Annotated in this window: 11 protein-coding genes; 7 read left to right on the forward strand and 4 right to left on the reverse strand. The window is 69.3% G+C overall.

The features are described 5' to 3' along the window. Nucleotides 1-5: 5 nt before the first annotated feature. Entirely contained in the window at nt 6-1,313 is a 1,308-nt protein-coding gene (locus ACW7G3_RS04055; RefSeq protein WP_456981236.1) for a hypothetical protein, read from the reverse strand. 123 nt (nt 1,314-1,436) lie between these two features. On the opposite strand from ACW7G3_RS04055, the gene ACW7G3_RS04060 reads away from it, so the two are divergent. Continuing rightward, complete coding sequence (locus ACW7G3_RS04060) at nt 1,437-3,806, forward strand: Tex family protein (RefSeq protein ID WP_456981237.1); 2,370 nt, start codon at nt 1,437-1,439, stop codon at nt 3,804-3,806. A 24-nt stretch (nt 3,807-3,830) separates the two neighbouring features. On the opposite strand, the gene ACW7G3_RS04065 is transcribed toward ACW7G3_RS04060, so the two are convergent. From ACW7G3_RS04065 to ACW7G3_RS04075, 3 genes are read right to left on the reverse strand one after another with little or no spacing between them, the layout of a single operon-like run. Beyond that, entirely contained in the window at nt 3,831-4,790 is a 960-nt protein-coding gene (locus ACW7G3_RS04065) for a cation diffusion facilitator family transporter (protein WP_456981239.1), read from the reverse strand. Between the two features lie 54 nt (nt 4,791-4,844). Beyond that, a complete protein-coding gene (locus tag ACW7G3_RS04070) occupies nt 4,845-6,326 on the reverse strand; it encodes an amidohydrolase (RefSeq protein ID WP_456975752.1) in 1,482 nt (493 codons plus the stop codon). Next, the gene (locus tag ACW7G3_RS04075) at nt 6,323-8,104 is read right to left on the reverse strand and encodes an amidohydrolase family protein (protein ID WP_456981240.1); all 1,782 of its coding nucleotides are present in this window, start codon (nt 8,102-8,104) and stop codon (nt 6,323-6,325) included. The genes ACW7G3_RS04070 and ACW7G3_RS04075 overlap by 4 nt, the downstream gene beginning before the upstream one ends. A gap of 161 nt (nt 8,105-8,265) precedes the next feature. Here ACW7G3_RS04075 and ACW7G3_RS04080 point away from each other — a divergent pair, with 161 nt between their 5' ends. The 6 genes from ACW7G3_RS04080 to ACW7G3_RS04105 all read left to right on the forward strand — a co-directional run bounded on the left by ACW7G3_RS04080 (nt 8,266) and on the right by ACW7G3_RS04105 (nt 13,956). Continuing rightward, a complete protein-coding gene (locus ACW7G3_RS04080; protein WP_456981242.1) occupies nt 8,266-8,676 on the forward strand; it encodes a disulfide bond formation protein B in 411 nt (136 codons plus the stop codon). A 44-nt stretch (nt 8,677-8,720) separates the two neighbouring features. After that, nucleotides 8,721-8,924 carry an oxidoreductase-like domain-containing protein gene (locus ACW7G3_RS04085; protein ID WP_456981244.1) on the forward strand — a complete coding sequence of 68 codons (204 nt, stop codon included), beginning with the start codon at nt 8,721-8,723 and terminating at the stop codon, nt 8,922-8,924. Nucleotides 8,925-8,973: 49 nt separating this feature from the next. Then, nucleotides 8,974-9,816 (forward strand): prolipoprotein diacylglyceryl transferase family protein, encoded by an 843-nt coding sequence (locus tag ACW7G3_RS04090; RefSeq protein WP_456981246.1) that lies wholly within the window; start codon nt 8,974-8,976, stop codon nt 9,814-9,816. After that, nucleotides 9,813-10,346: a hypothetical protein gene (locus tag ACW7G3_RS04095; RefSeq protein WP_456981247.1), complete on the forward strand. Its 534-nt coding sequence runs from the start codon at nt 9,813-9,815 to the stop codon at nt 10,344-10,346. Before ACW7G3_RS04090 ends, ACW7G3_RS04095 begins: the two co-directional genes overlap by 4 nt. Nucleotides 10,347-10,483: 137 nt before the next feature. Next, nucleotides 10,484-11,611, forward strand: a complete 1,128-nt coding sequence (locus tag ACW7G3_RS04100) for a porin (protein ID WP_456981248.1) — start codon at nt 10,484-10,486, stop codon at nt 11,609-11,611. Between the two features lie 152 nt (nt 11,612-11,763). Beyond that, nucleotides 11,764-13,956 (forward strand): copper-transporting P-type ATPase, encoded by a 2,193-nt coding sequence (locus ACW7G3_RS04105; protein WP_456981250.1) that lies wholly within the window; start codon nt 11,764-11,766, stop codon nt 13,954-13,956. Nucleotides 13,957-13,959 lie beyond the last annotated feature (3 nt).

The raw sequence follows: 13,959 nt of genomic DNA on the forward strand, positions 1-13,959 counted from the left end.
CGGGCTCAGCCGTCGTCGGGCCCGGTCACCAGGCGCGCACCGCGCAGCTGCGGGCGGCCGTCAATGACATCGGTCCACACCGCGTGGGCGACGCCTTGGTGGAACACCAGCCGCGGGAATCCGGTGCCGCGCCCCCGGCCTGCAAGTCCGGCCAGCCGGATGCGCTCGATTTCACGTGAGAGGTCGGGAGTAAAGCGCGCGTACCACAGCGACTGTCCATCGCCGTCTTCCCGCAGCCACAGCGCCCCGGCCTGGTGGCCATCCAGGGCCACCGCCACGCGCCCTTGCACCCCGGCGCCGCTGTCGAGCACCAGCGGCTGGCCGAAGTTGTCACCCGCGTCGGCGCTGTAGGCCAGGCGCACCTGCGGCTCGCCACCGGCTTCCGTGTACCAGCCCGCCACCACGTTGTGGCCGTGGCCGTGCGCTGATGGACCGTTGACCGGGCAGGCGGACATGACCCAGCCGTCCGCGTGGATCCGGCGCGGCGCGGTCCACACGTTGCCTTCCAGGCGCGACACCAGCACATCGCGGACTTCATCGGGGCTGCGGCCGCGGTAGAACAGCAGCGGCCCACGCGAGGTCAGGGCCACGCTGGTCTGGCAGCACTCGCACACGCGGGTGTCGATCACCGCCTCGTGCACCAGTCGCTGGGCGGAATCCACCAGCGCAGCGCGCAGCGTCGAAGAACCGTGGGCGCGGGTTTCGGCCTCGCCCGCGCCGGCCTCATGGCCGTCATGGCCATCGTGATCGATGCCCGTGCTGCGCCCGTCCAGCCAGGCAATCCCCAGCAGGTCGGTGCCGTGCGGCCACATGGAAGCGAACCCATGCTCGGTGCTGGTACCGCCGGCATGGGGCACCAGCGGCGCCGACCAGTTGGCGCCGTCGCGTGAACGCACCAAGGCAATGTCGTAGGCGTTGGCCCTGCCGCTCTTCTGCAGCCAATGAGCCCAGACCGCGCCGTCCAGGCTCGCCACGATATGCGGCGTATCGGCCCAGTTGACGAACATCCGGCTGCCGATCGCGATATTGGCAGGCGCGTGCTGCCAGCGCTCCAGCGCCGGGTTCCATGCGCTGAAGCGGAACAGGTGCCTGCGCCCGGGCTGGGAATCCAGCCATGACAGCAGCACCCGTCCGTCCGCAGCCACCGCCAGGTCCGGCGCGCTGGTGCCCGCAACCGCGCCGGGCAGCGGCCAATCCAGCACCTGCAGCCGGCCGGGCCCGGCTTCGCCGGTGGGAGTTTCCCCCGCATCCTCACCGCCACAGGCGGCCAGGAGCAGGAACGACAACAGCATCAATGCGATGAGACGGGCCATCGACGCAGCCTACCCGGTTTCCGCTGGGCCCCACATCCGGCCGCTGTCAACGGGTACCCCCGCCTGCGTCATGCGGCCACAATGGCTGGCTCCGCGGCCCTTGCCGCCCGCCCCAGAATGCCGATGTCCGATTCAGCCCCCGCGCTCATGCGCAAGATCGCCCAGACCATCGCCGAGGAAATCGGTGCCCAGCGCAGCCAGGTGGAATCCGCCGTGGGCCTGCTTGACGAAGGCGCGACCGTGCCCTTCATCGCCCGCTACCGCAAGGAAGTCACCGGCGGCCTGGATGACACCCAGCTGCGCGACCTGGAAACCCGCCTTGGCTATCTGCGCGAGCTGGAAGACCGGCGCGCCGCGATCCTGGCCAGCATCGACGGGCAGGGCAAGCTGGGCGACGAGCTGCGCGCCGACATCGAAGCCGCAGACACCAAGGCGCGGCTGGAAGACCTGTACCTGCCGTACAAGACCAAGCGCCGCACCCGCGCGCAGATCGCCCGCGAGGCCGGGCTGGAGCCGCTGGCCGACGGCCTGCTGGCCGATCCAACCCGGGTGCCGGAGGAATTCGCCGCCGGCTTCGTGGATACCGACAAGGGCGTGGCCGACGCCAAGGCGGCGCTGGATGGCGCGCGCGCGATCCTGATCGAACGCTGGGGCGAAGACGCCGCGCTGGTGGGCGAGCTGCGCGAATGGCTGACCCGCGAAGGCGTGATCCGCGCCAGGGTGATCGAAGGCAAAGACGCCGCGGGCGAGAAGTTCCGCGACTACTTCGATCACGCCGAGCCGCTGGCGAAGATCCCCTCGCACCGCCTGCTGGCCCTGTTCCGCGGCCGCCGCGAAGAATTCCTCAGCCTGGATCTGGAACCCGGCACCGATGCCGACGCGGGTCACGCCTATGCCGAAGGCCGCGTGGCCCTGAATGCCGGCATCCAGGACCGCGGCCGGCCGGCCGACGCCTGGCTGCGCACCGCCTGCCGACTGGCCTGGAAGGCCAAGCTGCACCTGCACCTGATGCTGGATCTGTTCGGCCAAGCCCGTGAGAAGGCGGAGGCCGAAGCGATCGCGGTGTTCGGCGACAACCTCAAGGACCTGATGCTGGCCGCGCCCGCCGGCCCGAAGGCAGTCCTCGGCCTGGATCCCGGTCTGCGCACCGGCGTCAAGGTGGCGGTGGTGGATGCGACCGGCAAGCTGGTCGCCACCGACACCATCTTCCCGCATGAGCCGCGCCGGCAGTGGGACCAGTCGCTGGCCGCGCTGAAGAAACTCTGCACCGCGCACGGCGTGCAGCTGATCGCCATCGGCAACGGCACCGCCTCGCGCGAGACCGACAGGCTGGCCGGCGACGTGCTGAAACTTCTGCCGGAGCTGAAGATGCAGAAGATCGTGGTCAGCGAGGCCGGTGCCTCCGTTTACTCGGCCTCGGAGCTGGCGGCGAAGGAATTCCCGGGCCTGGACGTATCGCTGCGCGGCGCGGTGTCGATCGCCCGCCGCCTGCAGGATCCGCTGGCCGAACTGGTCAAGATCGAGCCCAAGGCGATCGGCGTCGGCCAGTACCAGCACGACGTGGACCAGTTCAAGCTGGCACGCGCCCTGGATGCCCGGGTGGAGGACTGCGTGAACGCGGTGGGCGTGTACGTGAACACCGCTTCGGCACCGCTGCTGGCGCGGGTGTCCGGCCTGTCGTCCACGGTGGCCACGAACATTGTTGCCCACCGCGATGCCAATGGTCCGTTCAAGCGCAGGAAAGACCTGCTGAAGGTGCCGCGCCTGGGCGAGAAGACGTTCGAGCAGTGCGCCGGCTTCCTGCGCATTGCCGACGGCGACGAGCCGCTGGACGCGTCCGCGGTACACCCGGAAACCTATCCGGTGGTCGAGCGCATCGTGGCCGCGACCGGCAAGCCGATCCGCGCGCTGGTGGGCGACGCTTCCTTCGTGCGCACGCTCAGGGCCCGCGACTACGTGGACGGGCGCTTCGGCGAGCCGACCGTGCGTGACATCCTCGCCGAGCTGGAAAAGCCGGGTCGCGACCCGCGCCCTGAGTTCAAGGCGGCGGTGTTCGCCGAAGGGGTGGAGGACATCAAGGATCTGCGCGAAGGCATGATCCTGGAAGGCGTGGTCAGCAACGTGGCCGCATTCGGCGCGTTCGTCGACATCGGCGTGCACCAGGACGGTCTGGTCCATATTTCCGCGCTGTCCGACCGCTACGTGAAGGATCCGCGCGAGGTGGTGAAGGCCGGTGACATCGTCAAGGTGAAAGTGCTGGAGGTCGACGTGGCGCGCAAGCGCATCGCCCTGACCCGGCGCCTGGACGACACGCCCGCGCCGCGGGAAGAGCGCCAGGATGCGCGTCGCAACGAGCGGGACGGACGCGATGGACGCGGACGGCCAAGTGGCGGCCCACGCGGCGGACGTCCGGGTGGCGGTGGACAGAAGACCTCGGCGCCGCCGGCGAACAACGCCCTGGCCGATGCCTTCGCCCGCGCCAAACGCAGCTGAGGACCATCACGAATGGGCTGACCGTCAGTCAGCCCATTCCGGATCGGCGGTGAACTCGATCGTCAGCCAGCGGTTGGCATCGTCACCGCCGAGGGCCTCGCTGATGTCGTCGCGCAGGTCATCCCACTCCTCCACCCTGCGCGCCGGCCCGTTGGCCGGCACGATGAACACCAGCTCGATCTGGCGCCCGCGCCCGACCCGCGCCACATAGGCCCGGTGATCGATGAAACCATGGCGCTGCACCACCTGTCGGGCCACGGTATCCACGTGGTCTTTCAGGTCCTGCGGCGTGACCAGCAGGATGTCCTTGAGCGCCTGGCGGATAGTGCCCAGCGGCATCGGGATGATCACCAGGCACACCAGCATCAGCACCGCCGGATCGATGTAGGGCGCCATCCACGCCCGGGGCGTCCCTTCCACCAGCAGGCCCGCCGCGAAGGCGACCAGCAGCGCCCCGGCGAGCAGCGCGGCCATCAGCCAGCCCTTGGCATCCAGGGCCACGAAACTGGAGCGGATGTGCCGGTTGGCACGCGTCTCGAACACCCACATCACAATGCAGGTGACCAGGGTAAGGGCCGCATATACCAGCGCGCGTCCGAAACGCAGCTCGCGTCCACCGGTCATGAACGAGTCGATCGCGCTGATCAGCGCGTACATCGCCGCCCCGGTCAGCAGCAGCCCGGTCACCCCCAGCACGATCGGCTCCAGATGCCAGAAGCCCATGGTGAACCGCTCCACCAGGCGCTTGTTGCGCAGGTCGCCCGCGGTTGACGTGGCAATCAGGTTCGCCACCAGCAGGGCCACTGTGGTCATGCTCGCATCGATCAGCGAATACACCCCGTCGAACACGATGGCGAACGAGCCCGACAGCAGCCCGAACACCACCCCCAGCACGGCGAACACCACGATCACCGCGATCGAGATGCGCAGCACGCCCTGCTCGGTATCCACCTCCAGCCGCCACCGTGACCGCCCAACCGCCATTGACCCGTTCTCCGCCTGCACGCCCATCGGGCAGGCTAGCGCATCGGAAGCCGCTCAGGATCCCGTGCGGGTGGGAACGCGGTAATCGAGCGGTGGCGTCTCGCGTCGCTGCAGCGGTACGTAAGGATTGTCGCCACGGCGCTGCTCAAACTCGGCACGCGCCGCAATCACCAGCTCCGGATTGGAGAACAGCTCAACCGCTGCCATTGCCAGCACCGAGGCAGCGTTGAGCGCGCCGCGCTGGCCGATCGACATGCCCGAGGCGGCTACCGCCTGCCAGCTGTGGGCCGGCGTGCCCGGCACCCAGGTGGCGGTGGACAGGCCCGCAGTCGGAACCACCTGGCTGACATCACCTACGTCGGTGGAAGCCAGCCCTTGCACGTCAGCGCGGTACTCCGCCACCTGCGTGGCTGACTCCAGCGGCGGCGCACGCTCAAGGCTCTGCTGCAGCTCACGCGCGAACTGGAGCTCATCCTGGCTGTACTGGAGCCCGCCAACCAGGCGCAATGCGCGGTCCAACACCTGCCCCAGGGCATCGTTGGGCAACAGCCCGTGCACCCCGCCCAGGGGCTCGAACTCCACTTGTGTTCCCGTCCCCAGCGCGGCACCGCGGGCCGCAGCGTGCAGCCGCTCGAAGACTTCCCCCACCACCTCACCGCGCGTGTGCCGCACGTAGTAATACGCCTCGGCATAGGCCGGCACCACGTTGGGTGCGCGGCCGCCGTCGGTGATCGCGTAATGGATGCGCGTGCCGTCGGGCACGTGCTCCCGAAGCAGGTTGGCCATGTGGTTGAGCGCTTCCACTCCATCCAGGGCAGACCGGCCACGCTCGGGGGCGATCGCGGCGTGCGAGGCAACACCATGGAAGCGGAACTTGCCGCTGATGTTGGCCAGGCTGGTGGACTGCGCGGCGGAATTGCTGTCCGAGGGGTGCCAGTGCAGGGCCACATCGACATCGTCGAACAGTCCGGCACGGACCATGAACACCTTGCCGGAGCCGCCTTCCTCGGCAGGTGTGCCGTACACCCGGATCTCACCCTCCTGTCCGCTGTCTTCCAGCCACCGTGCCACGGCGCGCGCGGCGCCCACCGCCCCGGCACCAAACAGGTTGTGCCCGCAGGCATGGCCGGCGTCGTGTCCGGGCAGCGGCGAACGCAGCGGTGCCGCCTGCTGCGACATTCCGGGCAGCGCATCCATTTCTGCCAGCAGCGCGATCACCGGCCCGCGACCGCGGCGACCGGCCCGGGCGACGAACGCGGTCGGCATGCCCGCCACTCCGGCCTCAACCTCGAACCCGGCCTGGCGCAGCTGCTCCTGCAGCAGCGAAGAAGCCATCTGCTCCTGATAGCCCAGCTCCGGCTGCTCCCAGATCGCCTGGGCCAGCTGCGCCTGGGGCGCGGCCCAGGCCTCCACTTCGGCCCGCACCATGGCCTGGCCGGCGTTGATGGCCGCTGCACCCCCTGTTGCGGCGCTGACGCTGGTGACAGACATGCCGACCGCGACGAGCAGGCCGGCCACGAGCTGGCGGCCGATCAAGACCCCTCTCCTTCCTGCGGATCCAGCAGGCGCACGTCGTCCAACTCGAACCAGGCCGTATCGCCCGGCGCGCCGCCCAGGGAAAACGCAATCTGCACCGCATCATCGCCACGCCAGGCCGGCGGATCACCGTCACCCCGCCACGGCGGCAGGCCGGCGAAGCCGGTCCAGGGGATCCGGTACTCGCGCCAGTCCGGTCCAAGGGTGAACTCATGCGCCCAGCGCTTTCCCTCCTGGCCGCGGATTTCCACCCGCGCGGTCCCGGCCTCGCCACGGGCCTGGAACGACAGCCCGGTCCAGGCACCCAGGTTGGCCGGTGCCACCGAGCCACGCGAGAGCGGCAGCAGCACCGCCGCATTGGCCCGGTCGGAATGCGAGAGGCGCGCGTGAGTGGACAGCACATGACCGTCCCCGTCAGGGCGGGCAATGCGCAGGCTCGATTGCCAGGTGCGGTCGTTGCCGCCGTCGGCATCGGTGACGCGCAGGGTATCCACGGCGGTCCGGCCATCCTCGCGCTCGAAGTCGTCGATCAGTGCGGGCAAGGACACCGCCGGCAGGCTTGCATGGGCATTTTCCGACGGACGATTGGCATCCGGCCCGGTCACCTCCACCCCCGCCAGGAACACGCGCTGCACGCGCTGCATCGCGGTGACGTCATCCCATGGCGCACCTTCCACCAGAACCAGATCTGCACGCTTGCCCTCGGCGATCACCCCCCGGTCAGTGGTTCCCAACACCGTGGCTGCCACTACGGTGGCGGCGTGCAGTGCCTGGCGTGGGGTCAGTCCTGCCTGCACCAGCAGTTCCAGTTCGCGGCTGGTAGCCCGGCCGTGCGGAGTACCGGTCATACCGGCATCGGTCGCCACCACCACGGGGATTCCGGCGTCATGCAGGCGCTTCACATTGGCCAGCGCCATGTCGAAGTTGATTCGTCGCTGGCGCAGGACCGGGCTGTCCGGATCCCGCGGCGGCGCATCGCCGACCCGCACCGGCTCGTACACCGCCAGCGTCGGGCCGTAGGCCGTGCCGTGTTCGAGCATCAGCGCGATCAGTTCGTCGTCAACCTCGCGGTCCAGCAGGCTGTGGGCGATCAGGTCCACGCCGGCGCGCGCCGCCTGCTTGCCGCGCTCGACCGTCACCGTGTGGGTGAACACCTTGATGTCGTGGCGGTGCGCCTCCTCGACCAGGGCGGTCAGCGTGGCCTCGTCCATGCTCGTGTTGTCGGCAGCATTGTTGTAGCGCCAGCCGTCGGTGAACGCCTTGATGAAATCGGGCCGGTAGGCGGCGATGTCCCGCACCGCCGCGCGCGCGGCCTCGGGCGAATTGACCCAGCGCGTGGTGGCCTGGTCGGCCCAGTCCGCGCCGTGGCCCAGCGGTGTGCTCATGCGTGCACCGAAATGGACGGTCGGCGCCGCCAGATTGGCAAGCCACTCGCGCCGTGGCGCGTGCGCCTCCGGGGGCTGGTGGTAGTCGGCCACCGTGGTTACTCCGGCATCCAGGTAGGCGTTGGCTACCTCCGGCAATGCAGCCGGCCGAGTATTGGGAGTCCAGTGAGTGTGCAGGTCGAGCATGCCAGGCACCAGCGACAACCCGTACGCCTCGATGATGCGCACGCCGTCGTCCGCGGACAGTCCGCTGCCAATCCGCGCGATCCGCCCCTCCTCCACCAGCACATCCACGGTCCGCGGCTGCTGCGCCTGATCGCCCAGGATCAGCGCCTCGCGGATCAGCAGCCCCGCTTGGGCATTTCCCGCAAACAGCAGCAGAACCAGCAGCATCGGCCAAAGAGCGTGGGAAACGTGTTTTTGCATCAGGAAGGACCTCGTCGTTGCAATCGCGGCCCGGCGGCAGCGCCGCCGGCAAGGGTACAGGGCTCCGCTTCCAGGGCGCTCGAAAACTGGTAGCTTCTTGCAGCTCCGCAACGATCACAGAACCTTCCATGCCCTCGCTCGATACCCTGCACCGCCACTTCCGCCTGATCGCCGCGCTGGCAATCGCGCTCAGCGCGCTCACCTGGGCCGTGGACCTGGCCGGACTGGTCTACAACTGCCCGTTCTGCCGCGCCCAGCGCACGGTGATCGGCCTGCTGGGCCTGCTGATGCTGGTACCCAATCCGCGCCACTGGCTGGTCCGCTGGCCGGCGGCCACCCTGGCTGGTTTCGGGATGGTTGTCGGTGCCACCCAGCATTTCTCGCACTGGCGGCGGATCAATGCCGGTGAGTTCCGCCTGGCCGAGGCGTGGTGGGTGGATCCGTTCCTGCTGTCGGGCGCGGCCATTTTCATCATCACCGGACTGTTGCTGCTGCTGTGGTCATGGCGTCCGCCGGACGGGGCAACTCGTTCAAACTGAACACCGGCTTTGAAACCTGTCGCACCAGCCCCATCCTGTTGACGATGGAGAAGCAATCCGCCGCCCTGAATCTTGCCCTCGTCCGCGACGACGATCCGCGCCCGGAGCCGCCCGAAGCGCCGCTGCCCAGCGACTGCTGCGACAGCGGCTGCGATCCGTGCGTGCACGACAGCTATACGGAAGAGCTGCAGTATTACCGCCAGCAGCTGGCCAAGTGGCTGGAGCGCAACCCGGGCCAGGGCGATTAGTGGATCATCCGCGCCTTGAGCAAGCGGGCTGCCTGATGGGATATCGCACATGAGCGCACTGGGGCCGTTCCCGATGCGCGCGGTGATTGTCGCGCTGGCGCTGCTGGCCGCCTGGCTTGTAGTGCGCGCGTGGGCACGGCGGCTGCCGGAGTCGCCGCACAAGCCTGCCGGCGCGTGGTTGCTGGACGCCGCGCTGGTCGGCCTGCTGGCCGCACGGCTGGGCTTCGTGCTGCGCTGGTGGCCGGAATACGCTGCGGCGCCGATGTCGCTCATCGCCATTGGCGATGGTGGCTTCCTGTGGTGGGTCGGGCTGCCGGCCGCTGTTGCCTTCGCCTGGTGGCGGGCACGACGACTGCCTGCGCTGCGCCGGCCGCTGCTGGCCGGCATTACCGCGGGCATGCTGGCCTGGCTGGCGTTCAACGGCACCCTGGCGCTGCTGCAACACTCCGCACCGCCGCTGCCGGGCACCGCCTTGGCCACGCTCGACGGCAGCCCAACCACGCTCGATGCCCACGCCGGCAGGCCAATCGTGCTCAACCTGTGGGCCACCTGGTGCCCGCCCTGCCGGTGCGAGATGCCTGTGCTTGAAGACGCGCAACGGCGCTACCCCGGCGTCGCCTTCGTACTGGTCAACCAGGGCGAAGGCCGCGATGAGATCCAGGCGTTTCTGCAGCAGCAGGGCCTGGTCCTGGAACACATCCTGCTCGATCCGCACTCGCAGGCAATGCGCGACATGGGCGCTCGCGCTCTGCCGACCACCCTGTTCTTCGACGCCGGCGGCCGCCTGGTGGACACCCACATGGGTGAACTCACCCGCGCCAGCCTGGCCAGCACCCTGCGCAAGCGTTTCGACGCGACCGCCACCATCGCCCCACCCCGGGAGCAACCATGAACAAGGCCCTTGCACGCGGCTGCCTGGCCGCCCTGACGGCCGCCGCCCTTGCGGCGTGCACCGTCACCGCACCCGCTCCTGGCCCGTCGCACGCCGCGGAGGAGGCCTCCGCCACACCTTCCGACAGCTGGCTGCAAGGCACGGTGGAGGAGCGCCTGGACACCGTGGCCGACCAGCTGCGCGGCTTCGGCGCGGCCATGGTGGAAGTCGACCATCGCTACCGCGAGATGTACTTCGCCGGCCAGGACCGGAACTGGGACTACGCCGCATACCAGATCGAGGAGATGGAGGAGGCCATCGGGTACGGACTGCAGCGACGGCCCAACCGCGCCGCGAGCGCAGCCATGCTGGAGCCCGCCCTGGACGAAGTGAAGGCCGCGGTCTCCGCGCAGGACGCGGATGCTTTCGGGCAGGCGTTCCAGGCCCTGGCCGCGAACTGCAACGCCTGCCACCTGGCGGAGGCCGTGCCCTTTATCCATGTCGCCGTGCCGGAAATGCGCGTGAGTTCGATCCGCCGCGAACCGCAGTGATCATCTGGCAGCGGCGTCGCGCACCTGCTTGATCCTGATCAAGAGTCCGGCCCCGGTGGGCGAGCACAATCGTGTTGCGACCCGGGCCGACCTTCTCCACCGTCGGACCGCGGCGCCACCCCTGCGTGGAGGTCCACATGTACGCACGCACGATTCTGGCCCTGACCCTCGCGCTGTCGGCGGCCGGTGCCCAGCCCGCCGACAGATGGCAGACCAGTGGCGACATCCGCGTTGGCTACGTTGCCTCCGAAACCCGCACCCGCAGCGACACCACCTCTGATGCCGACAGCTTCCGCACCCGGGCCCGTTTCCGCGTGCGGGGCGAACTCGGCGGCGGCTGGCACGCCAGCGGCCGGGTAGCTGCGCGGCTGGACACCAACCAGTCGGACGAGGAGTTCTGGTTGCGAACCTACGCACCCGGTCCTGCAGGCCTGCAGGACGGCCAGGCCACGATTGACGAGGCCTACCTCGAATACCGCCCCGCGGAATCGCCTTGGAGCCTGCGCGTCGGGCGCTTCCAGGCCGCGTTCGGCATCGACGACATCATGAAAAAGTCGCTGGACCAGAACGACAGTCCCAATTTCGATATCACCTGGACCGACGGCATCTGGTGGCAATGGCGCGGCAGCGACTGGACTACGCATGTCATTGCGCGCCACAACGACCGCCGCGGCCCCACCGGCACGCTGCGCCGGCCGCTGGACTTCGCCGACGGTGACTCGCGCGCGGGTTTGTTCCTCGCAGCCGAATCGAAGACAGCGGTCGGCCCGCTGGTGCAGCGCATGGTCACGCTGACCTGGCTGCCGTCGGCGCTGCGCCCCAACGGCCTGACCGACCCGGCGCTGGATGACTACCTGGCGGTGACCGCCAAGACCGCCGCGGAGTGGCCGCTGGGCGAAGCCGGGACGAAATTCCGCCTGGGCGCAGAGGTCGGCTGGGCGCCCGACACGCCGCGCCGTGAGGCGATGAACTCCGGCACCGGCGACGCAGACGCGCTGTCCTGGCAGGCCTCGTTCAACTTCATGGACATCCGGCCCGACCACGACTTCGGCATCGTCTACGGACGCGTCGCCGACGGCTGGCTGCTGTCGAGCGACTTCCGTCCGAATGACAGGCTGCTCGAAGCGCGCTGGGTCTGGCAGGCTACGCCGGCCTGGCAGTTCGACGCCCGGCTGCGTCGCCGCGAGGAGATCCACCTGCCCGCCACCGCCGCGGGCGCCCGTCGTGATGACGACCTTTACGTGCGGGCGACCTGGCGGTTCTGAGACGTCCCGGCCCGGCAGCCTGATGCCGGTGAAGCCTGCGCGCTCGCTGTAAACCACTGCGTTGTGCAGTGGCCACCTCGTTCACGCACAGCGCCTGGCCGGCCGGGCGGCTACCCTCGGGGCTTCGGAACAAAGATCACGTGGGAACTGGAATGCACAAGCACGAGCACGAACACGGACACGACCACGGCCAAGCCGGCGACACCGCGGTCCCGGCCGCGGGCGAAGGCGCGATCTGGACCTGCCCGATGCATCCGGAAGTTCGCCAGGATGGCCCGGGGAGCTGTCCGATCTGCGGCATGGCGCTTGAGCCGATGACGGTCACCCGCGACAGCGCGCCCAGCTCGGAGCTGGCCGACATGACGCGCCGGTTCTGGATCGGCCTGGCGCTGGCGCTGCCGGTGTTCGTGCTCGAGATGGGCGGGCACGTGTTTCCGGCGTTGCACGAACTGGTGCCCATGCGCACCTCGATCTGGATCCAGCTGGTGCTGGCCACGCCGGTGGTGCTGTGGTGCGGCTGGCCGTTCTTTGAGCGCGCGTGGGCGTCGCTGGTCAACCGCAGCCTCAACATGTTCACCCTGATCGCGATGGGTACCGGCGTGGCCTGGGGCTACAGCGTGGTGGCGACGCTGGCGCCGGGGATCTTCCCCGACGCGTTCCGCGCCGTCGACGGCACGGTGGCGGTGTACTTCGAAGCCGCCGCGGTGATCACCGTGCTGGTGCTGCTGGGCCAGGTGCTGGAGCTGCGCGCGCGCGAGCAGACTTCCGGCGCCATCCGGGCCCTGCTGGACCTTGCCCCGAAGACCGCGCGCCGGATCGGCGACGACGGCAGCGAGGAAGACGTACCGGTCGAAGCCGTGGTGCCCGGCGACCGGCTGCGGATCCGCCCCGGCGAATCGGTTCCCGTCGACGGCGTGGTCGAGGATGGCCGTTCTTCGCTCGACGAAGCCATGGTCACCGGCGAGTCGATGCCGGTCACCCGCACGGCCGGTGACAACGTCATCGGCGGCACCTTGAACCAGACCGGCGCACTGGTGATCCGCGCGGAGAAAGTCGGCAGCGACACCATGCTGTCGCGGATCGTGCAGATGGTTGCCGACGCGCAGCGCTCGCGCGCGCCGATCCAGCGCCTGGCCGACCAGGTCTCGGGCTGGTTCGTGCCACTGGTGATCGTGATCGCGGTCGTCGCCTTCATCGTCTGGAGCCTGGTCGGCCCCGAGCCGCGCATGGCCTACGGGCTGGTGGTGGCGGTGTCGGTGCTGATCATCGCCTGTCCTTGCGCGCTGGGCCTGGCCACGCCGATGTCGATCATGGTCGGCGTGGGAAAGGGCGCGCGTGCCGGGGTGCTGATCAAGAACGCCGAGGCCCTCGAGCGGCTGGAAAAAGTGGACACTCTGGTGGTCGACAAGACCGGCACCCTGACCGAGGGCAAGCCGTCGGTGACCGCGATCACTGCCGCTCAGGGCTTCGACGAGACCGGGATCCTGCGCCTGGGCGCCGCGGTGGAACAGGTCTCCGAACACCCGCTTGCGCTGGCCATCGTCGCCGCCGCGCGCGAGCGCGACATCGAACTCCCGCAGGTCACCGGCTTCGACTCGCCGCTGGGCAAGGGCGTCATCGGCACGGTTGAAGGCAAGCCGGTGCTGCTGGGCAACGCGGCTTTCCTGCGGGAGCACGGCATCGACGTCGCCGCCCTGCGTGAGGCCGCCGACAAGCTGCGCCACGACGGCGCCACTGCCATCTACATCGGCATCGACGGCGTGGCCGCGGGCATCTTCGCCATCGCAGACCCCATCAAGCCAACCACGGCCCAGGCGCTCAAGGCGCTGCACGCCGACGGCATCCGCATCGTCATGCTGACCGGCGACAACCGCACCACCGCCGAAGCGGTCGCGCGCGAGCTGGGCATCGACGAGGTCGAGGCCGACGTACTGCCCGATGAAAAGAACGCCGTGGTCAACCGGCTCAAGGCCGAAGGCCGGGTGGTGGCGATGGCGGGCGACGGCGTCAACGACGCCCCGGCGCTGGCCGCGGCCGACGTCGGCATCGCCATGGGCCACGGCACCGACGTGGCGATCGAAAGCGCCGGCGTGACCCTGCTCAAGGGCGACCTGATGGGGATCGTCAAGGCCCGCAGGCTGTCGGAAGCCACCATGGCCAACATCCGCCAAAACCTGTTCTTCGCCTTCATCTACAACGCCGCCGGCATCCCGATCGCCGCCGGCGTGCTGTATCCCGCGTTCGGCATCCTGCTCTCGCCGATCTTCGCCGCCGCGGCGATGTCGCTGTCCTCGGTGAGCGTGATCGCCAACGCCCTGCGCCTGCGCACGTTGAAACTGGACTAACTG

The sequence above is a fragment of the Luteimonas sp. A478 genome (assembly GCF_054052025.1).

Excerpts from the sequence above, each read along its gene's own strand:
- ACW7G3_RS04075 (WP_456981240.1), bottom strand. The coding sequence starts at position 8,104 with ATGCTGCTGGTTCTGCTGCTGTTTGCGGGAAATGCCCAAGCGGGGCTG.
- ACW7G3_RS04080 (WP_456981242.1), top strand. The coding sequence starts at position 8,266 with ATGCCCTCGCTCGATACCCTGCACCGCCACTTCCGCCTGATCGCCGCG.
- ACW7G3_RS04090 (WP_456981246.1), top strand. The coding sequence starts at position 8,974 with ATGAGCGCACTGGGGCCGTTCCCGATGCGCGCGGTGATTGTCGCGCTG.
- ACW7G3_RS04065 (WP_456981239.1), bottom strand. The coding sequence starts at position 4,790 with ATGGCGGTTGGGCGGTCACGGTGGCGGCTGGAGGTGGATACCGAGCAG.
- ACW7G3_RS04095 (WP_456981247.1), top strand. The coding sequence starts at position 9,813 with ATGAACAAGGCCCTTGCACGCGGCTGCCTGGCCGCCCTGACGGCCGCC.
- ACW7G3_RS04100 (WP_456981248.1), top strand. The coding sequence starts at position 10,484 with ATGTACGCACGCACGATTCTGGCCCTGACCCTCGCGCTGTCGGCGGCC.
- ACW7G3_RS04085 (WP_456981244.1), top strand. The coding sequence starts at position 8,721 with ATGGAGAAGCAATCCGCCGCCCTGAATCTTGCCCTCGTCCGCGACGAC.
- ACW7G3_RS04060 (WP_456981237.1), top strand. The coding sequence starts at position 1,437 with ATGTCCGATTCAGCCCCCGCGCTCATGCGCAAGATCGCCCAGACCATC.
- ACW7G3_RS04055 (WP_456981236.1), bottom strand. The coding sequence starts at position 1,313 with ATGGCCCGTCTCATCGCATTGATGCTGTTGTCGTTCCTGCTCCTGGCC.
- ACW7G3_RS04105 (WP_456981250.1), top strand. The coding sequence starts at position 11,764 with ATGCACAAGCACGAGCACGAACACGGACACGACCACGGCCAAGCCGGC.